At 69.9% G+C, this 24,588-nt stretch carries 27 protein-coding genes; 12 read left to right on the top strand and 15 right to left on the bottom strand.

What is annotated here, in order from left to right:
* Positions 1-180 precede the first annotated feature (180 nt).
* Entirely contained in the window at positions 181-1,635 is a 1,455-nt protein-coding gene (locus ACO2Q3_RS02040; RefSeq protein WP_423304725.1) for a hypothetical protein, read from the bottom strand.
* A 267-nt stretch (positions 1,636-1,902) separates the two neighbouring features.
* On the opposite strand from ACO2Q3_RS02040, the gene pstS reads away from it, so the two are divergent.
* The 6 genes from pstS (at position 1,903) to phoB (ending at position 7,146) form a co-directional block, all read left to right on the top strand.
* Positions 1,903-2,940: a phosphate ABC transporter substrate-binding protein PstS gene (gene pstS / locus ACO2Q3_RS02045; RefSeq protein ID WP_423304726.1), complete on the top strand. Its 1,038-nt coding sequence runs from the start codon at positions 1,903-1,905 to the stop codon at positions 2,938-2,940.
* A 105-nt stretch (positions 2,941-3,045) separates the two neighbouring features.
* Positions 3,046-4,017 (top strand): phosphate ABC transporter permease subunit PstC, encoded by a 972-nt coding sequence (gene pstC / locus ACO2Q3_RS02050; protein WP_423304727.1) that lies wholly within the window; start codon positions 3,046-3,048, stop codon positions 4,015-4,017.
* A 2-nt stretch (positions 4,018-4,019) separates the two neighbouring features.
* Positions 4,020-4,871 (top strand): phosphate ABC transporter permease PstA, encoded by an 852-nt coding sequence (gene pstA / locus ACO2Q3_RS02055; protein WP_423304728.1) that lies wholly within the window; start codon positions 4,020-4,022, stop codon positions 4,869-4,871.
* Positions 4,868-5,686 (top strand): phosphate ABC transporter ATP-binding protein PstB, encoded by an 819-nt coding sequence (gene pstB / locus ACO2Q3_RS02060; RefSeq protein ID WP_423304729.1) that lies wholly within the window; start codon positions 4,868-4,870, stop codon positions 5,684-5,686. Before pstA ends, pstB begins: the two co-directional genes overlap by 4 nt.
* Positions 5,687-5,753: 67 nt before the next feature.
* On the top strand, positions 5,754-6,452 hold the full coding sequence (gene phoU / locus ACO2Q3_RS02065) for a phosphate signaling complex protein PhoU (protein ID WP_423304730.1): 699 nt from the start codon (positions 5,754-5,756) through the stop codon (positions 6,450-6,452).
* A gap of 10 nt (positions 6,453-6,462) precedes the next feature.
* On the top strand, positions 6,463-7,146 hold the full coding sequence (gene phoB / locus ACO2Q3_RS02070) for a phosphate regulon transcriptional regulator PhoB (RefSeq protein ID WP_423304731.1): 684 nt from the start codon (positions 6,463-6,465) through the stop codon (positions 7,144-7,146).
* 31 nt (positions 7,147-7,177) lie between these two features.
* Here the strand turns inward: phoB and ACO2Q3_RS02075 are convergent, their stop codons facing one another.
* The 3 genes from ACO2Q3_RS02075 to ACO2Q3_RS02085 all read right to left on the bottom strand — a co-directional run bounded on the left by ACO2Q3_RS02075 (position 7,178) and on the right by ACO2Q3_RS02085 (position 8,877).
* Positions 7,178-7,540, bottom strand: coding sequence for a PilZ domain-containing protein (locus tag ACO2Q3_RS02075; RefSeq protein WP_423304732.1), 363 nt, complete (start codon positions 7,538-7,540; stop codon positions 7,178-7,180).
* A gap of 114 nt (positions 7,541-7,654) precedes the next feature.
* Positions 7,655-8,347 (bottom strand): DUF1345 domain-containing protein, encoded by a 693-nt coding sequence (locus tag ACO2Q3_RS02080; protein WP_423304733.1) that lies wholly within the window; start codon positions 8,345-8,347, stop codon positions 7,655-7,657.
* A 200-nt stretch (positions 8,348-8,547) separates the two neighbouring features.
* A complete protein-coding gene (locus ACO2Q3_RS02085; protein ID WP_423304734.1) occupies positions 8,548-8,877 on the bottom strand; it encodes a hypothetical protein in 330 nt (109 codons plus the stop codon).
* A 236-nt stretch (positions 8,878-9,113) separates the two neighbouring features.
* On the opposite strand from ACO2Q3_RS02085, the gene ACO2Q3_RS02090 reads away from it, so the two are divergent.
* Genes ACO2Q3_RS02090 through ACO2Q3_RS02100 form a run of 3 tightly spaced genes read left to right on the top strand, consistent with a single transcriptional unit; the run spans position 9,114 to position 13,313 of the window.
* Positions 9,114-10,541 carry a methylmalonyl-CoA mutase family protein gene (locus ACO2Q3_RS02090; protein WP_423304735.1) on the top strand — a complete coding sequence of 476 codons (1,428 nt, stop codon included), beginning with the start codon at positions 9,114-9,116 and terminating at the stop codon, positions 10,539-10,541.
* Positions 10,538-12,712, top strand: a complete 2,175-nt coding sequence (gene scpA, locus ACO2Q3_RS02095) for a methylmalonyl-CoA mutase (RefSeq protein ID WP_423304737.1) — start codon at positions 10,538-10,540, stop codon at positions 12,710-12,712. The genes ACO2Q3_RS02090 and scpA overlap by 4 nt, the downstream gene beginning before the upstream one ends.
* Positions 12,713-12,722: 10 nt before the next feature.
* The gene (locus ACO2Q3_RS02100; protein WP_423304738.1) at positions 12,723-13,313 is read left to right on the top strand and encodes a hypothetical protein; all 591 of its coding nucleotides are present in this window, start codon (positions 12,723-12,725) and stop codon (positions 13,311-13,313) included.
* Between the two features lie 291 nt (positions 13,314-13,604).
* Here the strand turns inward: ACO2Q3_RS02100 and ACO2Q3_RS02105 are convergent, their stop codons facing one another.
* The 6 genes from ACO2Q3_RS02105 to ACO2Q3_RS02130 all read right to left on the bottom strand — a co-directional run bounded on the left by ACO2Q3_RS02105 (position 13,605) and on the right by ACO2Q3_RS02130 (position 16,639).
* Positions 13,605-14,228: a flavodoxin family protein gene (locus ACO2Q3_RS02105; RefSeq protein ID WP_423304739.1), complete on the bottom strand. Its 624-nt coding sequence runs from the start codon at positions 14,226-14,228 to the stop codon at positions 13,605-13,607.
* Positions 14,229-14,359: 131 nt separating this feature from the next.
* The gene (locus ACO2Q3_RS02110; RefSeq protein ID WP_423304741.1) at positions 14,360-14,617 is read right to left on the bottom strand and encodes a hypothetical protein; all 258 of its coding nucleotides are present in this window, start codon (positions 14,615-14,617) and stop codon (positions 14,360-14,362) included.
* 3 nt (positions 14,618-14,620) lie between these two features.
* Positions 14,621-14,851, bottom strand: coding sequence for a hypothetical protein (locus tag ACO2Q3_RS02115; protein WP_423304742.1), 231 nt, complete (start codon positions 14,849-14,851; stop codon positions 14,621-14,623).
* Positions 14,848-15,393, bottom strand: coding sequence for an isochorismatase family protein (locus ACO2Q3_RS02120; RefSeq protein ID WP_423304743.1), 546 nt, complete (start codon positions 15,391-15,393; stop codon positions 14,848-14,850). The genes ACO2Q3_RS02115 and ACO2Q3_RS02120 overlap by 4 nt, the downstream gene beginning before the upstream one ends.
* A gap of 41 nt (positions 15,394-15,434) precedes the next feature.
* Positions 15,435-16,049, bottom strand: a complete 615-nt coding sequence (locus tag ACO2Q3_RS02125; protein WP_423304744.1) for a GNAT family N-acetyltransferase — start codon at positions 16,047-16,049, stop codon at positions 15,435-15,437.
* Positions 16,046-16,639: a hypothetical protein gene (locus ACO2Q3_RS02130; protein WP_423304745.1), complete on the bottom strand. Its 594-nt coding sequence runs from the start codon at positions 16,637-16,639 to the stop codon at positions 16,046-16,048. The genes ACO2Q3_RS02125 and ACO2Q3_RS02130 overlap by 4 nt, the downstream gene beginning before the upstream one ends.
* Positions 16,640-16,855: 216 nt before the next feature.
* Between ACO2Q3_RS02130 and ACO2Q3_RS02135 the strand changes: the two genes are divergently transcribed.
* Positions 16,856-17,881 carry a LysR family transcriptional regulator gene (locus ACO2Q3_RS02135; protein ID WP_423304746.1) on the top strand — a complete coding sequence of 342 codons (1,026 nt, stop codon included), beginning with the start codon at positions 16,856-16,858 and terminating at the stop codon, positions 17,879-17,881.
* On the opposite strand, the gene ACO2Q3_RS02140 is transcribed toward ACO2Q3_RS02135, so the two are convergent.
* The 5 genes from ACO2Q3_RS02140 to ACO2Q3_RS02160 form a co-directional block, all read right to left on the bottom strand.
* Positions 17,866-18,333: a DUF4112 domain-containing protein gene (locus tag ACO2Q3_RS02140; RefSeq protein ID WP_423304747.1), complete on the bottom strand. Its 468-nt coding sequence runs from the start codon at positions 18,331-18,333 to the stop codon at positions 17,866-17,868. The genes ACO2Q3_RS02135 and ACO2Q3_RS02140 overlap by 16 nt on opposite strands.
* A 95-nt stretch (positions 18,334-18,428) precedes the next feature.
* Entirely contained in the window at positions 18,429-19,109 is a 681-nt protein-coding gene (locus ACO2Q3_RS02145; RefSeq protein ID WP_423304749.1) for a helix-hairpin-helix domain-containing protein, read from the bottom strand.
* Positions 19,110-19,244: 135 nt separating this feature from the next.
* On the bottom strand, positions 19,245-20,117 hold the full coding sequence (rlmJ, locus tag ACO2Q3_RS02150) for a 23S rRNA (adenine(2030)-N(6))-methyltransferase RlmJ (RefSeq protein ID WP_423304750.1): 873 nt from the start codon (positions 20,115-20,117) through the stop codon (positions 19,245-19,247).
* 28 nt (positions 20,118-20,145) lie between these two features.
* Entirely contained in the window at positions 20,146-21,039 is an 894-nt protein-coding gene (gene tesB, locus ACO2Q3_RS02155; protein ID WP_423304751.1) for an acyl-CoA thioesterase II, read from the bottom strand.
* Between the two features lie 120 nt (positions 21,040-21,159).
* On the bottom strand, positions 21,160-22,980 hold the full coding sequence (locus ACO2Q3_RS02160; RefSeq protein WP_423304753.1) for a flavin-containing monooxygenase: 1,821 nt from the start codon (positions 22,978-22,980) through the stop codon (positions 21,160-21,162).
* Positions 22,981-23,428: 448 nt separating this feature from the next.
* Here ACO2Q3_RS02160 and ACO2Q3_RS02165 point away from each other — a divergent pair, with 448 nt between their 5' ends.
* On the top strand, positions 23,429-23,956 hold the full coding sequence (locus tag ACO2Q3_RS02165; protein WP_423304754.1) for a DUF1993 domain-containing protein: 528 nt from the start codon (positions 23,429-23,431) through the stop codon (positions 23,954-23,956).
* Between the two features lie 165 nt (positions 23,957-24,121).
* Positions 24,122-24,547, top strand: coding sequence for a BON domain-containing protein (locus ACO2Q3_RS02170; protein WP_423304756.1), 426 nt, complete (start codon positions 24,122-24,124; stop codon positions 24,545-24,547).
* The last annotated feature ends 41 nt before the right edge of the window (positions 24,548-24,588 follow it).

Below are 24,588 nucleotides of genomic sequence, written 5' to 3' on the forward strand. Positions count from 1 at the left end.
AATCGCGCCCGGAAAATCGCGCCCAGAAAAAAGAACCGCCCGGCGCCGGCGGCGTCGGGCGGAGGCTGGGACGGTCGGGGGGGAGGATCCGTCCCGGTGTTCAGGCAAACGCACGCCGGGACGGCAGGGTCTTCGGGCGCTGGCCCGAAGCGCGCCGCCCCGGCGCCGCTCAGATCGAGACTACCAGCGGACCTGGCCCCACAGACCGAACTCGTCGTAGGTCCCACCGCGGCCGAGCATGGCGGCGGCAGAGCCGGACGCCGGGCCGATCGAGCCGTTGGAGGTGCTGAGGTTGATGTTGTCGATGCTGTCGCGCTTGTACACCAGGGCGAAGTCGACGATTTTCACCGGCTCATACGAGATGCCGACGTTGAAGTAGTTGTCGCGGCCGTGCGGCACGGTCAGCTGGCGCGGATTGACCCAGTCATAGCGGCCGAAGATCGCCACCTGCTTGTTGATGTTGAACGAGGCGAAGCCCGACACGCCCTCGGCCTCGTCCTTGGCGCTGGCCAGCGGCACGGCGGAGTAGTTCCAGGCCTTGAAGTACTCGACGCCCACACGGAAGCGGCCGTCGTTGTAGATGCCGGCGGCGTCGAAGCGGCTGGCGCTGCGGGTCAGCGAGCCGATGGTGTCCTTGCCCAGCTTGCCGTCGTAACCGCCCACCGCGAAGGTGAAGTGCTGCACGTTCATGCTCAGGCGACCTTCGACGTCGACGCTGTGCGTGCGGGTCGAACCCGTGCCGGTGGAGACGGCCTTGTAGCCCGAGCCGTTGATCACCGAGACCTGGTACTGGAACATGCCGTTCTGGCCGAACTTGCCGAGCGCGTGCACGCCCCAGTCGGCGGAGGTGCCGAACTTGTCGCGGTCGATCATCACGTTTTCGATGTAGCGGTTGCCGTACTGGTCTTCCATGAACGGAACCCAGGGCAGGTCCGCCGAACCGGCGCGGACGATGAAGGCGTCGTTGAACTTGGCCTGCAGGTAGGCCTTCTTGATGTAGATCGCCGACTGGCCGAGGCTCGACTGGTAGTTGAAGTCCGTCGTGATGTTCGCCGAGAACATGTCGTTGAACTTGTGGTCGATGCCCACATAGAAGCGCTTGATGTCGAAGCCGACGCCGTTCGATGAGCCCGGGGTGCGGGTCAGCGGGTTGGCGGTGTTCAGGCTGTCGCTGCGCTGGTTGATGCTGGAGACATCCCAGTACATGCGGCCGTTGACGCTGGTGGAGCCTTCCCAGCCCTTCGGCGGGATCGACTTGGCGACCTGGCTCTTCACCTCGCCCTGGACCTCGCCCGGGATGGTCTGGATCTGGGCGTTGACCTGGGCCTCGGCGTGCTCGGCGCGGGCCGTGGCGTCGGCGGCGGCCTGGCGCGCGGCGTTCAGGTCGGCCTGGGTCTGGGCCTGGGCGGCGGCCTGGGAGTCCTTCCAGGCCTTCAGGTCCTGCACCTCGGCGCGGAGCTCGTCGAGCTCCGCCTTGCTGGCCGACGGCGCGGCGGGCGCGGCGTGGTGCTTGCGGGCCTTGGCGCTGGCGACACCCGGCGCGGCCAGACCGACCGCGGCGACGCCACACATCAGGGCAGCGATGGACGCGCCCCGCCCGAAGCGACGCGTACGCGCCTGCTGATTATATTGCATTGAAATCCCCTCTGGCATTCACGCCGGTCCGCTTCGACGGGGCGTGACTCTCGATGGGGGTCTCCTAGTCGCCGCATGTGACGGCCAACTGAAGTTTATGTAACGGCTTTATGACAGTGGCGCTTTGGCAACACCTCGGCTGACCCGGTCAGACTTGTGAAGATATTGTCATATTTCCATCGGGCGAACTGTCACTAAACTTTCAAAGACCATCGGTAGAGCAGCGGCCGAGAGCGACATGGATGGGGCGCTCTACTGGAGAAAGCCATGTTGAAGAAAATCATCGGCGCCGCGATTGGCGCCACCGCGGCTGCGGCCTGCACGGTTGCGATCGCGGCGAGCATCTCGGGCGCGGGGGCGACCTTCCCGGCGCCGGTCTATGCGAAGTGGGCCGAAGCCTACAAGGCCGCGACCGGCAACGTCCTGAACTACCAGGCGATCGGTTCCGGCGGCGGCATCAAGCAGATCGAGGCCAGCACCGTCGACTTCGGCGCTTCCGACAAGCCCCTGACCGCCGAGGTCCAGGCCGCCAACGGCCTCGTGCAGTTCCCGACGGTCATCGGCGGCGTGGTGCCGGTGGTGAACATCCCCGGCGTCAACGCCGGCCAGCTGCACCTGACCGGGCCGCTGCTCGCCGACATCTACCGCGGCGTGATCAAGAACTGGAACGACCCGACCCTCGCCTCCTACAACAAGGGCGTGAAGCTGCCGAACCTGCCGATCACCGTCGTGCACCGCTCGGACGGCTCGGGCACCACCTTCCTCTACACCAGCTACCTGTCGCTGCAGGCGGCGCACTGGAAGACCGACGTCGGCGCCAACGACTCGGTGAACTGGCCGACCGGCATCGGCGGCAAGGGCAACGACGGCGTCGCCGCCTTCGTCAAGCAGACCCCCGGCTCGATCGGCTACGTCGAGTACGCCTACGCCAAGCAGAACCACATGGCGTACGCCGTCATGCAGAACAAGGCGAACAAGTGGGTGGCCCCGACGGCCGAGAACTTCGCCGCCGCCGCCGCCGGCGCCAAGTGGAGCACCGCTCCGGGCTTCTACCTGCTGCTGCTCGACCAGCCGGGCGCGAACTCCTGGCCGATCACCGGCGCCACCTTCATCCTGGTGCACAAGCAGCCGGCGAACCCGCAGGCCGTCCACGACGTGCTGGCGTTCTTCGACTGGTCCTATAAGAACGGCAATCCGGCCGCCGCGCAGCTCGACTACGTGCCGCTGCCCGACAGCGTGAAGGCCCTGATCCGCAAGTCGTGGGCCAACATCAAGGGCGCCAACGGCAAGCCGGTCTACCCGTAACGTCAGACGACCCGTTCTCCCCTGGCTCCCGGCGAGTTAGGGGAGAACGACTGTCGGCGCCGGTGCGCCCGGCATGCTAGTGAACCCCTGGACGCCGCAGAGCCCATGACCCAAGCCGCCCTCGACGCCAATGCCGCCGCGCCGCCGCGCCGCGCCTCGCCCAAGGGCGCCGCGTTCGAGCGCGCCTTCGAGATCCTCTGCTTCAGCGCCGCCACCATGCTGCTCGCCACCCTCGGCGGGGTGCTGATCTCCCTGATCCTCGGCGGCTGGCCCGCCTTCGCCAAGTTCGGCCTCGGCTTCTTCACCACCTCGACCTGGGACCCGGTGAACGACATCTACGGCGCCGCCGGCCCGATCGTCGGCACCATCATCACCGCCGCCCTGGCGCTGCTGCTGGCCGTGCCGGTGGCCTTCGGGATCGCCTTCTTCCTGGTGGAGCTGTGCCCGGCCGCGCTGCGCCGCACGATCTCCACCGCGGTGGAGCTGCTGGCCGGCATCCCCTCGATCATCTACGGCATGTGGGGCCTGTTCATCTTCGCCCCGCTGTTCTCGAAGTACCTGGAGCTGCCGCTGATGACCTCGGCGCCGCCCGGCTCGTTCATGGAGACCCTGGTGCAGGGCACGCCCGGCGGCTCCGGCATCCTGGCCGCCTCGATCATCCTGGCCATCATGATCCTGCCGTTCATGGCCGCCACCCTGCGCGAGCTGCTGCTGACCGTGCCGGCCCAGGTGCGCGAGAGCGCCTACGGCCTGGGCGCGACGACACAGGAAGTGGTGATGCAGGTCACCCTGCCCTATGTGCGCCGCGGCGCAGTGGGGGCGGTGATGCTGGGCCTGGGCCGCGCGCTCGGCGAGACCATGGCCGTGACCTTCATCATCGGCAACTCGCACGCCTTCCCCAAGGGTCTGTTCGACAGCGGCTCGACGATCTCCTCGACCATCGCCAACGAGTTCACCGAGGCGACCTCGCCGCTGCACACCGCCTCCCTGATCGCCCTGGGGGTGGTGCTGTTCATGTTGACCACCATCGTTCTGGGCCTGTCGCGGCTGATGCTGCGCACCTCGGCAAGGGTTTAGTCATGGCCGCCTCGCAAGCGCGCATCGCCGCCCGACAGCTGAGCAACGGGCTCTTCGTCGGCTTCTGCTTCTTCGTCACCGGCATCGCCCTGATCGCCCTGACGGCCATCCTGTGGTCGCTGGTGGTCAAGGGGGTCGGCGGGTTGAACCTGGACGTCTTCACCATGTCGACCCCGGCGCCCGGATCGCGCGGGGGCCTGCTGAACGCCATCGTCGGCTCGCTGATGCTGTGCCTGATGGGGATGATCATCTGCGTGACCATCGGCGTGCTGGCCGGCACCTGGCTGGCGGAGTTCGCCGGCGAGAGCCGTTACGGCTCGATGGTCCGCTTCCTCAACGACGTGCTGCTGTCGACGCCGTCGATCCTGATCGGCATGTTCGTCTGGTACCTGCTGGTGCGGCCGTTCCACGGCTTCTCGGGCTTCGCCGGCGGCATCGCCCTGGCGATCGTCGCCTCGCCGGTGATCACCCGCACGACGGAAGAGGTGCTGCGCCTGCAGCCGATCAGCCTGCGGGAGTCCGGCATCGCCCTGGGCGCGCCGCTCTGGCACGTGATCCGGCAGATCCTGTGGCGGGGGGCGGGCAGCGGCATGCTCACCGGCGCCCTGCTGGCCTTCGCCCGCATCAGCGGCGAGACCGCGCCCCTGCTGTTCACCGCGCTCAACAACCAGTTCTACAGCCTGGACATGACCAAGGCGATGGCCAACCTGCCGTCCGTGATCAACCAGTTCGCCCTCTCCGCCCAGGACAACTGGATCCGGCTGGCCTGGGTGGCCGCCCTTCTCATCACCGTGTCGGTGCTCGCCGTCACCATCATCGCCCGCGCCGTCTCAGGGGAGCCGCGACGTTCATGAACAGCCTCGCTCCGGACGCCTTCGACGTCTCGGTCACGCCGATCACCGATCGGAAGATCGAGCTCGATATCCAGAATCTCGACTTCTACTACGGCAAGACCCACGCCCTGAAAGGCGTGTCGATGCAGGTGGCCGACCGGGCGGTGACCGCCCTGATCGGTCCCTCGGGCTGCGGCAAGTCCACCCTGCTGCGGGTGATGAACCGGATGTACAACCTGTACCCGGGCCAGCGCGCGACGGGCAAGATCATCATGGGCGACCTGGGCGGGATCGACATCCTGGCCCCCAACGTCAACCTGCCCATGCTGCGCTCGAAGATCGGCATGGTGTTCCAGAAGCCGACGCCGTTCCCGATGTCGATCTACGACAACGTCGCCTTCGGGGTGCGCCTGTACGAAAATCTGTCCAAGGCCGACATGGACATCCGCGTCGAGGAGAGCCTGAAGGGCGCGGCCCTGTGGGACGAGGTGAAGGACAAGCTGCACGCCTCGGGCCTGGGCCTGTCGGGCGGCCAGCAGCAGCGCCTGTGCATGGCCCGCGGCATCGCCGTGAAGCCGGAGATCCTGCTGCTGGACGAGCCGACCTCGGCGCTCGACCCGGTCTCCAGCGCCAAGCTGGAAGAGACCGTCACCCAGCTGAAGGCCGACTACACCATCGTCATCGTCACCCATAACCTCGGCCAGGCCGCCCGCGTGTCGAACTACACGGGCTTCATGTACCTGGGCGAGCTGGTGGAGTTCGGCGAGACCGCCAGCATGTTCACCAACCCGGTGACCAAGCGGGCTTCGGACTACATCACCGGCCGGTTCGGCTAGCGCACAACCTGTCACAAACCCTGCCTAGCCTGCCAAGGCTGGACCCCGAGTCGGACGCTTGAACGCCATGGAACACACCGTCAGGGCCTACGACGAAGAGCTGGACGCCATCACCGCGGAACTGTCGCGGATGGGCGGCCTGGCCGAGGCCGAAGTCACCGACGCGATCCGCGCCATCTCCCGCCGGGACGTGGCCCTGGCGCAGGCCGTGATCGGCCGCGACGCCAAGCTGGACGAGCTGGAGACGGACATCGAGCGCAAGGCGATCCGGCTGATCGCCATCCGCCAGCCGGTGGCCGACGACCTGCGCCGCACGGTGGCGGCGATGAAGATCAGCATGAACCTGGAGCGCTGCGGCGACCTGGCCAAGAACATCGCCAAGCGCGCCCTGGTGATCGCCGAATCCGAGCCGCTGTCGCCCCTCACCCGCTCCATCGAGCGGATGGGCGAGCTGGTGGCCGGCCGGCTGAAGGACGTGCTGGACGCCTTCGCCGCCCGCGACCTCGACCGCGCCGTGCAGGTCCGCGAGCGCGACAAGGAGGTCGACGAGCACTACGACGCCATCTTCCGCGAACTGCTCACCTATATGATGGGCGACCCGCGGACGATCACCTCGTGCGCCCACCTGCTGTTCGTGGCCAAGAACCTCGAACGGATCGGCGACCACGCCACCAACATCGCCGAGATCCTCTATTACGAGATCACCGGCATCGAGCTCACCGAGCAGCGCCCGAAGTGGGACGCCCTCGAGCAGGCCGAGCACTAGGGACCTTTCCGTGACGCCGCATATCCTGGTGGTGGAAGACGAGGACGCCCTCGCCACCCTGCTTCAGTACAATCTCGACAAGGAAGGCTATCGCGTCGACGTCTGCGGCGACGGCGAGGAAGCCCTGATCCGCATCGACGAGAAGCAACCCGACCTGGTGGTGCTGGACTGGATGCTGCCGACGGTGTCGGGCATCGAGGTCTGCCGGCGCCTGCGCCAGCGGCCGGACACCCGCAACCTGCCGATCATCATGCTGACGGCGCGCGGCGAGGAGACCGACCGCATCCGCGGCCTCGACACCGGCGCCGACGACTATGTGGTCAAGCCGTTCTCGATGACCGAGTTCTGCGCCCGCATCCGCGCCGTTCTGCGCCGCATCCGGCCGGGCCTGGCCGAGGACCGGGTGCGCTGCGGCGACATCATGATCGACCGCGTCGCCCACCGCGTGCGCCGCGGCGGCAAGGAAGTGCACCTCGGCCCCACCGAGTTCCGCCTGCTGGACTACTTCATGCAGCACCCCGGCCGGGTGTTCTCGCGCGAGCAGCTGCTGAACGCCGTCTGGGGCTCGGATGTCTATGTCGAGACCCGCACCGTCGACGTGCACATCGGCCGCCTGCGTCGCGCCCTGACCAAGGCCGACGAGGACGACCCGATCCGCACGGTTCGCTCGGCCGGCTACTCGCTGGATCTCTGAGCCCCGCCGCGCGCCGCCCGGGCCACAGCGCTCAGCGGATGTGTTCCAGCCACAGCCGGCGCAGCACCCTGGGCGCCGCCTCGTCGGCCTTGTGCAGGTCGAAATAGCGGGTGAACTCCAGCCCGGCCCGGTTCTCTTTGCGCCAGGCGACGCGCGCGCGGAAGGCCAGCCCGTGGCTCATGTTGATCAGGAAGATCGGCTCGCCCAGCAGGGTGTCGGGCGGCAGGCGCACCCGCGCCCCGGCGGCCGAGATGTCCTGGATGGCGCAGTCCACCGTCAGTTCGCTCGGCGAATGCACCAGCTTGCCCGACAGCAACACCCGACGGCGCTGGCTGCGCCGCTGGCCGCCGGCCCCGTCGGACGGCGGATCATCGCTGGGAGCGCCGTCAGGCACGGGCAAACTCGCCTTGCTGGGACCTCTGACAGGTAGTGCCACGGCAACCTTAAGAGGCCGTTTTCCCCTGTTGCCTCAGAACCCTTGCGCGAAACTGATGGTTGCCGACGGCGCTCAGAAAAGCCCGGCCGCCAGGTTGATCATCAGGGCCAGGATGGCGGTGTTGAAGGCGAACGCGATCATGCTGTGCACCGTCGCCACCCGGCGCAGCGACTTGGACACGATGGTGACGTCCGCGGTCTGCGCCGTGGCGCCGATGATCACGGCGAAGTGCAGGAAGTCCCAATAGTCCGGCGGCTCGTCGCCCGGGAACTCCAGCCCCTCGCGGTGCTGCCCTTCGCATTCCTCATGGTCCATGTAGTAGTGGTGCGCATAGTGCAGCGCGAACACCACCTGCACGAAGGTCCACGACAGGGCGATGGTGCCTGCCGACAGGGCCACCCGCAGCCCCTCCTGCCCCGCGCCCGCGGTCTTGGCGGTGGCCAGCTCCGCGCCCAGGGCCGCAACCGAGGCCACGGCCGCGAACAGGGTCAGCAGCAGGATGAAATGCTTGCCCTCGTCATGGTCCAGGGCGCGCTGCTTCATGCGTTCGTGATTGCAGTCCACCATGGAGCTCATCGCCAGGACGATGAAGGTCAGGGCGCCGATGTCCCAGGCGATGATCGCCCGGGTGACGTCGCGCACGATCCAGTGGCTGGCGATGACGTAGACCAGCACCCCGACGACGAAGCCGGCCAGCAGACGTGGCCGGGCGGCGAAGGGCTGAAGCACGCGCGGCCAGCGCCGCGCCTCCATGACTGCGGCCATGCCCGTCTCCCTCTCTTGCTCCCCAGCGGTATGAGTAGTTCCCGAATCGACGAGCCGCGCAACGCGGGTGGCTGCGCGGCTCGCTGATTTGTAGGCCGGTCAGCGGCGCAGGCCTCAAGGGGAGGAAAAGCCTGGCCGCCGCCCGTCGCCGCTGTGGGCGCCGCTCCGGAGGAGCCCCCGGAGCCTGGGAGCCTGGGAGCCTAGTCGATCCGGTGGCTGAGGCGGTTCTCCTGACGGTTCAGGCGATGCTGCTCGGCGCGGGTCAGGTGACCGTGATGGCGCATGGCCATGCGGCGCTCTTCCAGACGGATGCGGTAGTCGGCCTTGTGCAGACGATGCGCCTGGCGGGCCGACAGCTCACCCTCGCGGCGTTCCACGCGGATGCGGTGGTTCTCGTTGTTCAGGCGATGGTTCACCTCGACCCGGCGCGGGTGATGATCCTGCCAGGGGGTGGCGGCCGAGGCGGTCGAGACGGCGCCGGCGGCCATCGTCAGGCCCATGGCGGCGAGCAGGATGTTGCGGAACTTCATGGTCTTGGTCCTGTCTTCAAGTCCCGGGGTCACCGATTGGCCGGGGACGATGTGAGGTATAGGACCGGCTTCCTGAACCGGATCGCGACGCCGGTTTCATCGACGGTTCATCGGCAAGCCCCGGCCGGGCAGGGCTCGACTGCCCCCACGGCACATGGGCTTGTGGGGCCATCGGCTTGATTTCCGCGCCTGCGCGGATGCAAACCGGCGCAGTTTGATTTGGGAGGCCCAGGGCCTTGGACGACACCGTCATCCCCCTTGCCGCGGACTTCGAGCCCGCCCGGCGCGAGGACTGGCTAAAGCTGGTCGAGAAGACCATCAAGGGCGCGCCGCTGGAGAGCCTCACCAGCCGCACCGCCGACGGCCTGGCCGTGCAGCCGCTGTACCGCGCCGAGGACGCGCCGCTCGCCGCCACGCCGCGGCCTTCGGGGCTGGGATGGGACATCCGCATCCCCGTGCGCCATCCCGACGTGGCCGCGGCCAACGCCGAGGCCCTCGAAGGCCTGGCCAACGGCGGCGCCTCGCTGCTGCTGAGCCTGGACCCGCGCGGGGAGGCCGGCGTCGCCGTCGGCTCCGAGGCCGATCTCGCCCGCCTCCTGGACGGGGTGATGCTGGAGGTCGCGCCGGTGGCCATCGACGCCGGCTTCCTGGGCGGCAAGGCGGCCGACTGGCTGGGATCGCTGGCCAAGTCCGCCCCGGCCGCGCCGCTGCAGTTCCACCTGGACCCACTGTCCGCCTTCGCCCGGCAGGGCGTCAGCCCCGGGCCGATCGAGAGCCACCTGATCGGCGCGGCCAATCTCGCCGCCCGCCTGGCCACGCCCTATCCCAAGGCCGGCCTGTTCCTGGCCTCGGGCATCGCCGCGCACGAGGCCGGCGCCACGGACGCCGAGGAGCTCGCGGTCGCCGTCGCCAGCGCCCTGGCCTATGCCAAGGCCCTGGTCCGCGCCGGCATGGGCGCGCCGGACGCCTTCGCCCGCATCACCCTGGCCGTGGCCGTCGACCACGACTATTTCGCCTCGATCGCCAAGCTGCGGGCCGCGCGGAAGGTCTGGGCGCAGATCGCCGCGGCCTGCGGCGGCCACTGTCCCAGCCGCATCGAGGCGCGCTCGTCGGGCCGGATGCTCGCCCGCAGCGACGCCTGGACCAACCTGATCCGCCTGACCGCCGCCGGCTTCGCCGCCGCCGCGGGCGGAGCCGACGCCGTGGTGCTGGGCGCCTTCACCGACGCCCTGGGCCTGCCGACCGCCTTCGCCCGACGCCAGGCGCGCAACACCCAGCTGATCCTGGCCGAGGAGGCCGGCCTCGGCCGGGTGAACGACCCCGCCGCCGGGACCTGGTATCTTGAGGCCCTCACCACCGACCTGGCCGCCGCCGCCTGGACCCGCTTCCAGGCCATCGAGGCGGCGGGGGGCATCGTCGCCGCGCTTGAGAGCGGCCTGATCGCCGACCAGACGGCCGCGGCGCGCGAGGCGCTGGCCGCCCGCATCGCCGCCGGCGACCAGAAGATCCTGGGCGTCACCCAGTTCCGCAATCCCGACGAGGCCCCGGTCGAGATCGAGACCGTCACGCCCTCGCCCGTCCCGGGCCCGGACGCCCGCCTGCCCGGCCCCGACAGCCACTGCCCTGCCCTTTCGCCCATCCGGTTCGAGGATCTGGCCGCATGAGCGCCTCCCCCAACTTCCCCGATTTCTCCGGCATCGCCTTCGACCCCGCCGCCGCCGGCGCCGCCGAGCCCCTGGCCGTCGGCACGCCCTGGGAAACCCCGGAAGGCGTCGCCGTGCGCGGGGCCTACGGTCCCGCCGACGTCAAGGGTCTGGACTTCCTGGACGGCTACCCTGGCCTGGCGCCGTTCCTGCGCGGCCCCTACCCCACCATGTACGTCACCAACCCGTGGACCATCCGCCAGTACGCGGGCTTCTCCACGGCCGAGGACTCCAACGCCTTCTACCGGCGCAACCTGGCGGCCGGGCAGATGGGCCTGTCGGTGGCCTTCGACCTGGCCACGCACCGGGGCTACGATTCCGACCACCCGCGGGTGAAGGGCGACGTCGGCATGGCCGGCGTGGCGATCGATTCCATCCTCGACATGCGCACCCTGTTCTCGGGCATCCCGCTGGACAAGATGAGCGTGTCGATGACCATGAACGGCGCCGTGCTGCCGGTGCTGGCGCTCTACATCGTCGCCGCCGAGGAACAGGGCGTGCCGCACGCCGCCCTGTCGGGGACCATCCAGAACGACATCCTCAAGGAGTTCATGGTCCGCAACACCTACATCTACCCCCCCGACCCCTCGATGCGGATCATCGCCGACATCTTCGCCTACACGGCCAAGGAGATGCCGAAGTTCAACTCCATCTCGATCTCCGGCTACCACATGCAGGAGGCCGGGGCCTCGCTGGACCTGGAGCTGGCCTACACCCTCGCCGACGGGGTGGAATACGTCCGCGCGGGGATGGCCGCCGGCATGAGCGTCGACACCTTCGCGCCGCGCCTGTCGTTCTTCTGGTGCGCCGGCATGAGCTACTTCATGGAGGTCGCCAAGCAGCGGGCCGCGCGCCTGCTGTGGGCGCGGCTGATGCGCCAGCACTTCGATCCGAAGGACGCCCGCTCGCTGTCGCTGCGCGCCCACACCCAGACCAGCGGCTGGTCGCTGGCGGCGCAGGACGTGTTCAACAACGTCGCGCGCACCACCATCGAGGCCATGGCGGCCACCAACGGTCAGACCCAGAGCCTGCACACCAACTCGCTGGACGAGGCCCTCGCCCTGCCGACGGACTTCTCGGCCCGCATCAGCCGCAACACCCAGCTGTTCCTGCAGATGGAGAGCGGCCTGACCCGCACCATCGACCCCTGGGGCGGCAGCTACTACGTCGAGCGCCTGACCCACGACCTCGCCCGCCGGGCGCTGGAGCACATCGAGGAGGTCGAGCGCCTGGGCGGCATGGCCAAGGCGATCGGCGCCGGGGTGCCGAAGCTGCGCATCGAGGAGGCCGCCGCCCGCACCCAGGGCCGCATCGACTCCGGCCGCCAGACGGTGGTCGGCGTCAACAAGTTCATGCCCGACCGCGAGGAGGACATCCCGATCCTCAAGGTCGACAACTCCGTGGTGCTGGCCGCCCAGATCGACAAGCTGCGGCGCCTGCGCGAGGAGCGCGTCGAGTCCGAGGTTCGCGCGGCGCTGACGGCGCTGGAAAACGGCGGCCGCGCCGGCGGCAACCTGCTGGAGCTGTCGGTCAGCGCCGCCCGGGCCAAGGCGACGGTGGGCGAGATCAGCCTGGCGCTGGAGAAGGTGTTCGGCCGGCATGAGGCCAAGCCGCAGGTGGTGCGCGGCGTCTACGCCGCCGAGGTGGGGCCGGCCTCCAAGGTCTCCCGCGCCCGGGCAATGATCGCCGCCTTCAAGGAGAGCGACGGGCGCCCGCCGACCATCCTGGTGGCCAAGATGGGCCAGGACGGTCACGACCGCGGCCAGAAGGTGATCGCCACCGGCTTCGACGACCTGGGCTTCGCCGTGGACGTCGGGCCGCTGTTCGCCACCCCCGCGGAGACCGCCAAGGAGGCGGTGGCCCGGGGCGCGCACGTGGTTGGGGCCAGCTCCCTGGCCGCCGGCCACCTGACGCTGATCCCGGAGCTGAAGGCCGAACTGGCGAAGCTGGGGCGCGATGACATCATGATCGTGGTCGGCGGCGTGATCCCGCCGGCCGACTTCCAGGCCCTGCGCGACGCCGGCGCGCGGCTGATCTTCCCGCCGGGCACGGTGGTCGCCGACGCCGCCACCGCGATCCTGGAGGAGCTCAACAAGGACCTGGGCTACGCCCAGACCGACGCGGCGGCCTGAGGCGGCGCGGATGGCCGAGGCCTACGACTATCTGTTCCTCAGCCTCGACGGGGCCGGACCGGCGCACCGCAGGCTCGCCGACGCCCTGGCCGCGGCGGGGCCGGCCGGCGGCCTCGTCGCACAGTTCACGCCGCAGCTGGGCTGGGCGGCGAACGAGGGCGCGGTGCTGGTCCGCGACGGCGCGCCGTCCGCCGTGTTCGATGTGGTCGCCGCCAAGGCCACCGTCGTCGAGCGCCACCGCCTCACCCCCACCGCCCGCCCCGCGGACGGAGCGTCCCTGAAGACCGGCGGCATCTATGTGCATCGCTGGTTCACGGTCGGCGCCGCCGACGTGGAGGAGTTCGTGCGCCTGTCGGCCGAGGCCTGGCCGAAGTTCGAGGGCCAGTTCCAGACGGTGATCTTCGGCCTGTTCACCGCCGACCGCACCCCGGCGGACCTCGCGGCGGACCAGACCCGCCTGCTTCTCCTCACCTGGTACGGCGATCACGGCGTCTGGGAGGCTTCCCGCGATCCCACCACCGAGTCCATGCAGATCTTCCTGCGCCGCCAGGCCCTGACGCGGCATACACGCGCCTGCAGCACGCTGCTCGTGGGAGCATAGCCCCGTCCCGGCGATCGGCGATTCATCTCTCTTCCCCCTCTGGGGGAAGTACGGCCGAAGGCCGGGATGGGGGCTGCCGCGCGCCGGCGGCGCGGGAGAGCATGTTCTCCGCTGGAACCCCCTACCCCCGCTTCGCGGGGACTTCCCCCAGAGGGGGAAGAGAAACAGATGCCAAGACACGCCAACGGCGCGGCCCGGGAACTTCCCGAACCGCGCCGCCGATGGGACGCCTGTTAGGCTTCAGGCCGGATGGGGGGCGGGTCCGGCCCGACGGGCGTCCGCGTCGCGGGATCAGGCCGCTTCGGCCAGGTTCGCCTCGGCCGCGCCGCGCTTCCAGCGCAGGGCCGCCTGCGCCACCCGCACGCCTTGCAGGCGGGCGGTCTCGCGGTCGCCGGCCGGCGGGCTGACGTCCGTGCCGGCGTTGTCGGACTGGCCAGCCAGGCCGATGAACGAGCCGACCCGGTTGATGGTGTCGGGCCCGCGCTCGGCGGCGGTCACGTGCGGCGGCGCGAGGCCGAGGTTGATCCAGTTCATGCCGTGCTGGGCGGCCAGGATGGTCAGGCTCTCCAGGGCATGGCCCTTGTCGCCGGCGAAGCTGTGCGAGTTGGTGAACCCGGCGGCCAGCTTGTCCTTCCAGCCGCCGGTGGCGAACACCTTGGACGAGGCGTCGGCAAAGGCTTTGAAGGTCGCCGAAACGTCGCCCATGTAGGTCGGGGCGCCGAAGATGATCGCGTCCGCCTCGCTGGCGGCGTCCAGCAGCGGCCCGAAGTCCTGCACCGGACTGTCGATCTTCAGCAGCACCGCCTCGGCGCCGCCGTCGGCGACCCCTTCGGCCACCTTCTTCGCCAGGACTTCGGTGTGGCCGAAGCCGGAGTGGTAGACCACCGCGACCTTGGCGTTTTGGCCCTTCGACATCTTCACAATCTCCCGCAACAATGAAACCGTATCGGTGACGGTTACATAATTCCGGGCCGCGCCGACGCAAGCCTATTCGCAACAGTCTCGATTGCAGTTTTTCTGAGACCGGCTTTAGTCCACGGGCTCGCCTAGCCCTTGACCAGCCTCAGACGGCCCGGGGGGCGCAGGTCTTCCACCCCCGCGCCGGCCCGCGCCGGGGCCGCTGTCGGCTGCCAGCCGTTGTTCAGCAGGTCCGTCGCCACGTTCCAGGCGGTGGCCAGGAACACGTCCTGGAACAGCCCCGTCAGATTGGCCCGCGCCTCGTCGCTGGCCGCGTTGCGGTACATCTCCAGCAGCAGCAGCAGCCGCGGCTTGAGCCCCTCGAATTCCCAGTCGCCCCCACTCATCGTTCAGCAGCCTCCAACCCGTTCGTCCCCGCCCATGCGAAGCTGCTCCCGAAGGCAGATCCGATGGGCCCCCACCACACATTCCTCAAGCAACGCGCGCAGGGCCTCCGTCTCCGGATCGCCCGCGTCGAGCGTCGCCACCACCACCTGCCGCGCCAGCGCCAGCAGCCCCGGAAGCGCCGCCAGGGTGGCGCCGCGGTCCATCGCCTCGGCATTGTCGTTGGCGCCGCTCAAGCGCCGATCTCCTGGGTCTCGGCCAGCACGTCCTGGCTCGCCGCCAGACGCGCCACGGGCGCCAGCAGCCGCTCGGCGGCCTGTCGCTGCGCCCAGGTGTCCGCACACCCGGCCGGGCCGGTGGCGTCGGTGATCACCGTGATCGACAGCCCCGCGTCCGCCGCGGCGAACGCCGTCGCCAGGCAGGTCTGGTCCAGGGAAAAGCCGATCAGGAACACGTCCTCGCCGAAGGCGTCGCGCATCTCGGCGGCGAAGTCCGGATTGCAGAAGGCCGAATAGCCGCTGCGGGCGAACACCGGCTCGCTGATCAGCGGCCGCAGCCCCTCGATCGGCGCGCCGAAATAGCCCTTGCGCTCGAACAGGCCGTCGGCCTGGCGCCGCTGCACGTGCACCACGCGCCAGCCGTGGGCGCGGGCGTGCCGCAGGACGGCCGCGCAGGTCTCCGCCGCGTTCCCGGCCCCCTCCGAATAGAGCGGACGACCCGGCACGACGTACTCGCGCTGCAGGTCGAGGCACACCAGTCGGGGCTGGGCGCGGCCCACGAACCCCTGGGTTCTCTCAAACGTGGAAAGCAACATGACGCTCAATGGGGGTTGGTGGCCGGACGGGACGTGGACAGGTCGAGCACGCCGGGCCGGTCCCAGGCGCCCTCCGGCCGCAGGATCACCATCGGATCGGAGTCGATGGTCAGCGCGTCGTCGCAAGGGGTCAGCCAGCGCTCGACCTCGATGTATTCGTGATCGGAAAAGGTGAGGCGCGGGCGCCCCGGGCGCTCCACCACCCCGCCGACTCGGCGCATGAACGGCAGCAGCCTGGCCTGGATGTAGCCCAGCACCCGGTCGTAGCCCTTGCGCGCGGCCATGGCGTAGGCGGCGTCGAACAGGGCGCGCGCGATCTCGCCGCCGCGGTTCTGCGATCGGACGGCGAAGCGCTCCAGCTTGGCGAAGCCGGCGAACCAGCGCATCCGCAACACCCCGACCGGCTCGCCATTGAGCCGGGCGATGAAGTGGGTCGCGCCGCTGAAGTCGTTGCCGTCGAACTCCTCGTCGAACGGGCAGACCTGCTCGCCCATGTAGACCACCGCCCGGATCACCGCCATCTGCAGCAGATCGTCGAGACTGCGCGCGACGGTGATCTCCAGGCTGTTGGAACGAGCGCGCGCCAGCGGCGGCTCGAGGAGGGCGGCGGTTGCGTTCACGCGGCCTGCTCCGTCGCAACCGCGGGCGGGAATTCAGCCACCAGAAGGTCGTCGTCGTCGCGCCGCAGCGGGCGGTATCCGTATCGGGTCAGGGCCACGTGCCGTCCGGCCCCCGTGACGGCGCGGGTCAGGGCGGTGATGTGCGGAAAGAGCTCCTCACGGATGGCCACCCCGGAGCCAAGGACGGCGGCGCCGCCGGACTTGGTCGCCGCGGCAACGCCCCACGAGTAGACCGCCGCGGGGCTCTCCCCCTCGACCGTCAGGAGATCGTTGGCGGGATCAAGCGCCTCGAAGGCGTCCTGCGCAAACTGATCGACGGCGGCCGGGCGCAGGAACAGCATGGCCGTCACCGCCGTGATCCGCCCCTCTTCCTTGGCGATCATCACCGCCGCGGGCTGCACGGCCTGGACACGCAGGTAGACGTCCAGCTCAGCGACCTTGTGCGCCATCAGGCGTGCGGCGAGGGCCTGCGCTTCCGGCAGGTCCTGCGCCGCCGCCAGGGCGACGCCATGGGGTGTCGTGACACGCAGGATGTCTGCAAGGCGCAGGGGCGGCTGCGGCGGCAGAAGGATTGTCGGTTGTCCGGCCATGGTGAACCCTCGTCTGAGATGACAAGGCGTAGGCGGGATTTCGAAACCGCGCTTCGGCGAGTTTGACAGAGCGCCTATACGCGGCTGAGGGATCGGCGAGAGCCGCTGTAATGTCAGCCTGCGACCCTTTGACCGTTTGCTCAATCGCACTGACTTTTCCGGCGAGTAATGTAATCTGATCGCGACCGGCGCCTGTGCCGTAGCCGAATAGCCGTCATGCGCGAAACCGTGAGCGAAGAAGAGGACATCTGGCGGCGGCTGGATTGGAACGATGTCCGGGTGTTCCTGGCCGTCGCCGAATCCGGCAGCTTGAATGCCGCAACACGTCTTCTGGGGATGACCCAGCCGACCATCAGCCGGCGCATGGAAGACCTGGAGATCCGGCTCGGCGCTCAGCTTTTCAGGCGCTCCACGCGGGGGGTCCAGCTCACCGAGGCCGGCCAGACGATGCGGGATCTCGCCGCCGGCATGGCGCGGATCGGCGGCTCGATCGTCCGCGAGGTGGCCGGCAGCGACAAGAACTATTCCGGTCGCGTGATCCTGGCGGCGCCGGACGGCATGGCCAGCTATGTGCTCATGCCGGCGCTGAGCGATTTCCAGGCCGCAAACCCGGAGATCGACCTGGTCCTCGACTGCGGCATGTATCCGGGCAGCCTGACTGGGGGCGATGTCGACCTGTCCCTGGAGTTCGTCGAGCTGGCGTCCGCCGACCAGGCGACGCTGCCGATCGCTCACCTGCACTATGCGCTCTATGCGTCACGCGACTACCTGAACACCTATGGCGCGCCCAAGAGCCTGCCGGACATCGCCAATCACCGGCTGGTGCGCCACTCCGCCTTCCGCGAGCAGCGTTCGACGTGGAACCGGCGCGCGGAGGCGATGGGGGAACTGGTCGGCGCCAACCTGGTGACCAATTCCAGCGCCGCCATGGTCGAGGCCATCCGCGCCGGCGCAGGGCTCGGCAGCCTGCCCACGGCGATCCATTCCGTCGACCCGGATCTGGTGATGCTCGACATCGAGCCGGTGGCCCATCCGACGCTCTGGCTGCGCCACCACCCGGCGGTGGTTCGGCATGGGCGCGTGCAGCGGGTCAAGGAATGGCTGCAACGAACCTTCGACGCCAGCCAGCGGCCCTGGTTCCGGCAGGACTTCATCCATCCGCGCGAATTTGGCCGCTACACCAAGGGCCCGGGCGACGGGCGGGCCGGATACGTCGCCGCGCGGCGTCAGAAGTCCGCCTGAGGCGCACCCTGGGGTGAAGGGCGCGGCGCGCCGGCGACCGGCGACAGCAGCGCAAACGGCCGGCGGCGCGCATCGGCGATCGCCGCCTCGTGCGGCGCGCCGTGCCGGGTGGCGATGTCCTTCTGCAGGGCGTTGGCCGCCATCAGATGGCCGCGGAAGAAGAAGTCGAAAGTCTGGCCGATGATCGGGATCTCGGCGCTGGCGGTGTTGAACAGCACGTAGGCCCCCATGCGCGTCAGGGTCCAGGGCCGCGCCCCGGCCCGCACCGCCTCGGCCAGCAGCCACAGGCCCGCGACCAGGCTGTAGACCCCGCCGGCGACCGGCACGAACGCCAGGGCGCCGTCCAGGCCGACGCCGAAGGGCCCTATGGCGATCAGCCGGTCAGAGGCGATCTTGATGCGCTCGGCGCTCAACCAGGCGCGATGGGCGATATGCGACGATGCTTGCGCCATTCCACACTCCGGCCCGCCCCGCCCACTGAGATGGGGCGCCAACCGGCCAGATCAAAGCACGGCCGTGGTTTAGCGACCGTTCGCCGCGGCGCGGATCAGGCGTCGGCGAACCGTTTGGCCTGCGCCACCCAGGCGTCGCGCACCGCCCGCCCCTTCAGGCTCAGCGCCTTGTCCACCTCCGCCAGCTCGGCCTCGCCCCACGCGGCCAGATCGGCGAAGCGGGTGACGCCGCGCTCGGCCAGGGCGGCCGCCAGCTTCGGGCCGATGCCGGCGATACGGGTCAGATCGTCGGGCGCCGCCGGGATCACGGCCGCCGCTGCGGGCTCGGCCGCGACTTCGGTGACCGGCGCTTCCACAGGCGGAGCCGCCGCTACCGGCGCTTCCTCGACCGGCGCATCCACCACCGGCGCGTCCAGCGCCGCGGCCACCGCCTCGGTCGTCGCCGTCTCGAGCTCTTCGGCCGCCTCGAGAACGATCTCGACCACCGGCGTGGGGTCCGCCGCCGCCACGAGGCGTTCAGCCGCCGCCTGCGGGACCGGCGGCGCGTCGGGGATCGCCTCGACGGCGGACTTCAGCGCCTTGACCGGCGCCTCCAGCATCGCCTCGAGATTGGTCGGCCGCGCCCAGCGGGTCGCCAGCCAGAAGGCCACGCCGGCGCTGGCCGCCGCGCCGAAGGCCAGCCACAGCGGCGAGGCCGCGCCGACCGGGAAGCTCAACGCCTTGGCGGCCCGGTCCTCAGCCGCGCCCATGCCGGGCAGTTCGTTCAACCACGCCATGTCGTTGTTCCTTCACGGTTTCGCGAGCGACCATCGCCCTTGATGCTGCGCCGCAACATAGCACGCGCGCCACGCTCGCACATGCGGAATCAACGCAGGGCGCGCCTGATTCGTCTCGCGGGCCCCATGGCGCCCTCAGAGCCGGCGCGTATCCGCCCGGGCGGCCGCCTCGCCGCAATGGGCGGCGATCCACGCGGCGGCCGCGGACGCCTGCGCCTCGACCCCGTCCGGCGGATTGAGCACCAGCATGGCGCAGCCGTTCATGCGCATCGGATCAGCCAGCGGCCTCAGGCGCACCTCGCTGACCAGCACCGCGGGCGCCGCCGCGCCCGCCGCCGCCAGCGCGGCGTCCTCCACCTCGCCCAGCAGCCGGTCGAAGGTGGCCAGGTCCTTGAGCGGCGTCCAGATCGCCACCACCGCCGCCGGATCGGCCGCCAGGATGGCGTGGGTCGCCAACGCCAGCGCCGGATAGTCGTCGCCGCGCTCGAACGGCGGGTCGATCAGCACCAGCACCCGGCGTCCGGCCCTGGCGGCGACGCGGGTCTCCGCCGGCGCCGTGGCCCAGCCGTCCGCCATCCGGGCCTCCGCGCCCGCCCGCCCCTTCAGGTTCTCCCGCAGCGCCGCGCCGTCGTCGGGCCGTAGCTCGCACCCCAGATAGCGGTCACCGGGCCGCAGCGACTGGGCGATCAGCAGCGGGGAGCCGGGATAGCGCCGCACCGGCACGCTCGCCCCCGCCGGCTGGGGGTTGAGGCGCGCGACGGCGGCCTTCAGGGCGCCGAACACCGCCGGCGCCGCCGCATCGGCCATCAGCCGCCCGATCCCGGCCTCCGCCTCGCCCGTCTTGCGCGCCAGCGCGCCCGTCAGGTCGTAGGCGCCCGCCCCGGCGTGGGTGTCCACCACCGTCAGCGGCGCGCCCGCGGCGGTCAGCCGCCGCAGCAGGTCCAGCACGATGGCGTGCTTCAGCAGGTCCGCGAAATTGCCGGCGTGGAAGGCGTGGCGATAGTTCATCGGCGCGCCCTGCCCGCCCCCGTCGCTCTCAGGCTTCCGCCGGCGGGCGATAGCGCATCAGGCCCTCCTGCGCCGTCGAGGCCACCAGCACGCCGTCGGCGGTGAAGATCTGGCCCAGGTTGAAGCCGCGGCTGCCCGAGGCCGACGGGCTGGTCTGGTGGTACAGGTGCCAGGCGTTGAACTGGCTGGGATGGTGGAACCACACCGCGTGATCCAGGCTGGCCGATTGCAGGCCGGGCGTCTGCCAGCCCATGCCGTGCGGGCGCATGGCGGTGGACAGGAAGCTCATGTCCGAGGCGTAGGCGATCACGCACTGGTTGATGATCTCGTCGTCGCCCAGCGGCGCCACGGCGCGCATCCAGACGTCCTGGAAGCTCGGGCCGCCGCTTTCCGGCGGACCACCGGGCATGAAGCTGGAGGGATCGACCGGCCGCATGTCGATCGGCCGCGGCCGGGACATCGCCTCGCGCATGGCCGCGGGCATCTTCTCCACCATCTTGCGGCGCAGCTCGCGCTCGGCCGGCAGCTGGTCCGGCGGCGGAACCTCGGGCATGCGGTCCTGGTGCTCGACGCCCTTCTCCGGCGTCTGGAACGAGGCGGCCAGGTTGAAGATCTGCTCGCCGTGCTGGATGGCGGTGACCCGGCGGGTGGTGAAGCTGCGCCCGTCGCGGGCGCGGTCGACGTCGTACAGGATCGGCACGGACGGATCGCCGGGCCGCAGGAAATAGCAGTGCAGCGAATGGCAGCGCACCTTTTCGACGGTCTTGTAGGCCGCCATCAGGGCCTGGCCGATCACCAGGCCGCCGAAGATGCGGCCATGCTGGTCGCGGCTGACGCCCCGGAACAGGTTCACCTCGATCCGCTCCAGGGCGAGGGTCTCGATCAGGTTCTCCGGCTCGGGCCGGGTCGGGGCGTCTGACATTGAAAAGGCTCTGCTGAAAGGAGCCGGCGGATTACCGCGGGGGGGAGCCAGGGGCAAGGCGCGGGCGGCAGGGCTTGATCCCCGCCGCCCGCTTTCACGCCCGCGGTTCGCCGGGACGCCTCAGCGGAACTCCAGTCCTTCGAAGCTCCCGCTCGAGCGCCAGGCGTCGAGGTACTTGAAATAGGCCGCCGCGCCGGCCGGATAGCCGACGTTGTACTTGGCGGCCGGGCCAGGATCCTGACCCTCGTTGTTGTAGTAGCCGGGCGTGCAGTCGGCTGAGCCCATCATCATCCGGCCCGGGCCGGTGAGCAGCAGGGACACCCAGTCGTCCTGCGCCTGCTGCGTGACCTCGACCTGGCGCGCGCCCTGGTCCAGGGCGTGGCGGACGATCATGCCGATGGTGCGGCCGGCCTCGGTCAGGTTGTGCGGCACGTTGGAGATCAGGTTCGCGCCCTGGGTCGGCTGGACGATGAACAGGTTGGGGAAGCCGTGCACGTGCGTGCCGTGCTTGGTGCGCATCCCGTCGGCCCAGGCCTCGGAGAGCTTGAGCCCATCGCGGCCGGTGACGTCGAAGCCGGCGCGGCGCTTGTACTCGGTGCCCACCTCGAAGCCGGAGGCGTAGATGATGCAGTCGACCTCGTATTCCTGGCCGGCGACGACCACGCCCTTTTCGGTGATCTTCTCGACGCCCTGGCCGTCGGTGTCGATCAGCCTGACCGTCGGGGTGTTGAACGCTTGCAGGTAGGCATCGTGGAAGCACGGCCGCTTGCACAGCTGGCGGTACCAGGCCTTCAGCGCCTGGGCGGTGTCGTGGTCCTGGACGATGGCGTCCACCCGCGCGCGGATCTCCTCCATCTTTTCGAAGTCGGAGTCCTCGAACGCCAGGAGCATGTCGCGCGGCGTGCGCTTCTCCGGCGGCAGGTCGCCGATCTTGGCGCGGATACGCCGCGACAGGTCGGTCCAGCCGTCCATCACCAGATCCTCGTCGGCGCCGCCGCCGGCCTGGTTCTGGGTGAAGTTCTCCAGCCAGCGTTGCTGCCAGCCGGGGGTGGCGATGCTCGAGAACCATTCCGGGTCGATCGGCGCATTGGCGCGCACGTCGATGGACGAGGGCGTGCGCTGGAACACGTACAGCTGGCCGCAGGCGCGGGCCAGGTGCGGCACGGCCTGCACCGAGGTGGCCCCGGTGCCGATGATCGCCACCCGCTTGTCGGCGAGCTTCTCCATCAGCGCGCCCTTGGGGTCGCCGCCGGTATAGTCGTAGTCCCAGCGGCTGGTGTGGAAGCTGTGGCCCTGGAAGTCCTCGATGCCGGGGATGCCGGGCAGCTTGGGCACGTGCAGCGGGCCGGTCCCCAGGCCGATAAAGCTGGCGGTGAAGCGATCGCCGCGGTTGGTGGAGATGATCCACCGGCTCTGCGCCTCATCCCACTCCAGCCCGGTGATCTCGGTGTGGAACAGGGCGTTGTCATAGAGGCCGAACTGGCGGCCGATGCGCTGGCACTGTTCCAGGATTTCCGGGGCGTGGGCGTATTTCTCGCTCGGCCGGTGACCGGTCTCCTCCAGCAGCGGCATGTAGATCATCGAGGCGGTGTCGCACTGGGCGCCGGGATAGCGGTTCCAGTACCAGGTGCCGCCGAAGTCGCCGCCCTTCTCGATGATGCGCACGTCCTTGACGCCCGCCTCGGCGAGGCGCGCGCCGGTCACCAGGCCGGCGAAACCGCCGCCGACGAAGGCGAAGGTGACGTGGTCGGTCTTCGGCGCCCGCTCCACGAACGGGGTGTAGGGGTCCTGCAGATAGTGGGCGAAGCGGCCGCCCTTGAGTTCCAGGTACTGGTCGTTGCCGTCGGCGCGCAGCCGCTTGTCGCGCTCGGCGCGGTACTTGGCGAGTAGCGCCTGCTTGTCGATGGCGGGCTTTGTGGCGGGGGCGGCGGCGTCGTCCATGGAAATCTCTCGAAAGCAATGTGGGGGCGCCGTCCCGCAAAATCTCGGGCCGGGCGGCCGGCGGGGCCGCACTCCCGAGTTACATTTCGAAAAGTCGGTATGCAAGGGCTGATGGCGTCCCGAGCCCCCCGCCGCCGCCGCCTGACCTGCGACGACGGGGGGTCGCGCCACACCGGCAAGGGATCCGATGAGGCGCCCCGGCGGCGGCCCTGCTGGAGGTGTACGGCCAGCGCCGGTGGACAAGAGGCAGCCTAGGCCGCCCCGCATCCGGCGAATTGATCTGCATCAAGCGCAGCCCACGACAGGGTTTCCGACAACCCAGATTGGGCTGGTCGCCCACCCGCCGGGCCTGGGCCGCACCAACAGGCCTTGCGCTCAGCCCGCCGACCGCTAGGGTCCGTCTCCAATCAAGACCCGGGCAATGGGCCCAATGAAGCGGGAGTGGACGATGGCGGTTTCTCTGTATGACGTGAGTGTGGGGTCCTACCTGCAGACGCTGGGGGCGGTGCAGGGCTTCCTGCAGCGCGGCCTGGACCACTGCGTCGACAACAACATCGATCCCCAGGAGATCGTCGGCACCCGCCTGTGCGGCGACATGCTGCCGTTCGCCTTCCAGATCGTGTCGGTGAAGCACCATTCGCTGGGCGCCATCGAGGGGGTGAAGGCCGGGGCGTTCGGCCCGCCGGGCATGGGCCTGCCCGGGACCTACGAGGAGCTTCAGGCGCTGGTGACCAGCGCCATCGACGGGCTCAAGGCGCTGAGCCGAGACGAGGTCGAGGCCCTGGCCGACAAGGACGTCACCTTCGCCATCGGCGACTTCAAGCTGCCGTTCACCGGCTCCGGCTTCATCCTGTCGTTCTCGCTGCCGAACTTCTATTTCCACGCGGCCACCGCCTACGACATCCTGCGGCACAAGGGCGTGCCGCTGGGCAAGCGCGACTTCATGGGCCAGATGCGGATGAAGGCCCCCGCCTGACGGCCTGAGCTGACGGCCTGAGCTGACGGCCTGACTGGGCAGTCAGACCGGGGCAACCGTCGCCGTGGAACCGGCGCCTTCCGCCGACGTTGGTCGAAGGCGCCGGACGAGGCCTGCCGCACGCCCGCCGACGCGCCGGAAGGCTGTGCGGCGAGGACCGATCCGATGGACAGGCTGGAACGCCGAGAGGCCGAAGACCGCGCCTTCAAGCAGCGCCTGCAGCAGGACCCCGACAGCGGCCGGTTCACCGAACCGCGCAGCTGGTGGGCCAGGACCAGCGACGAGGTCGCCGCCTGGTTCGGCAACCCCGACGCCCTGCGCCGGCGTCAGCGCGACGAGGCGGTGGGCGACCACAGCGGCAAGGGTCCCGCCGCCACCATCGACGAGGACGAACGCATCGTCGCCGAGGTCAGCCGCCAGCTGACCAACGACCGGATGCTGGACGCCTCGCGCGTGGCCGTCGCCTGCAAGGACCGGGCGGTGATGCTGACCGGCGAGGTCACCACCAGCGCCGACAGCGCGCGCGCCGAGAGCATCGCCGCGGCCTGCGGCGGCGTGGACAGCGTCGAGAACCGGCTGACGATCGCCTGAGGCCGGGCAAAGGCCAGACCCCGGGCGAGAACGCCGGCTTG

It is taken from the genome of Caulobacter sp. KR2-114, from assembly GCF_049446115.1.
Taxonomy (GTDB): Bacteria; Pseudomonadota; Alphaproteobacteria; order Caulobacterales; family Caulobacteraceae; genus Acaudatibacter.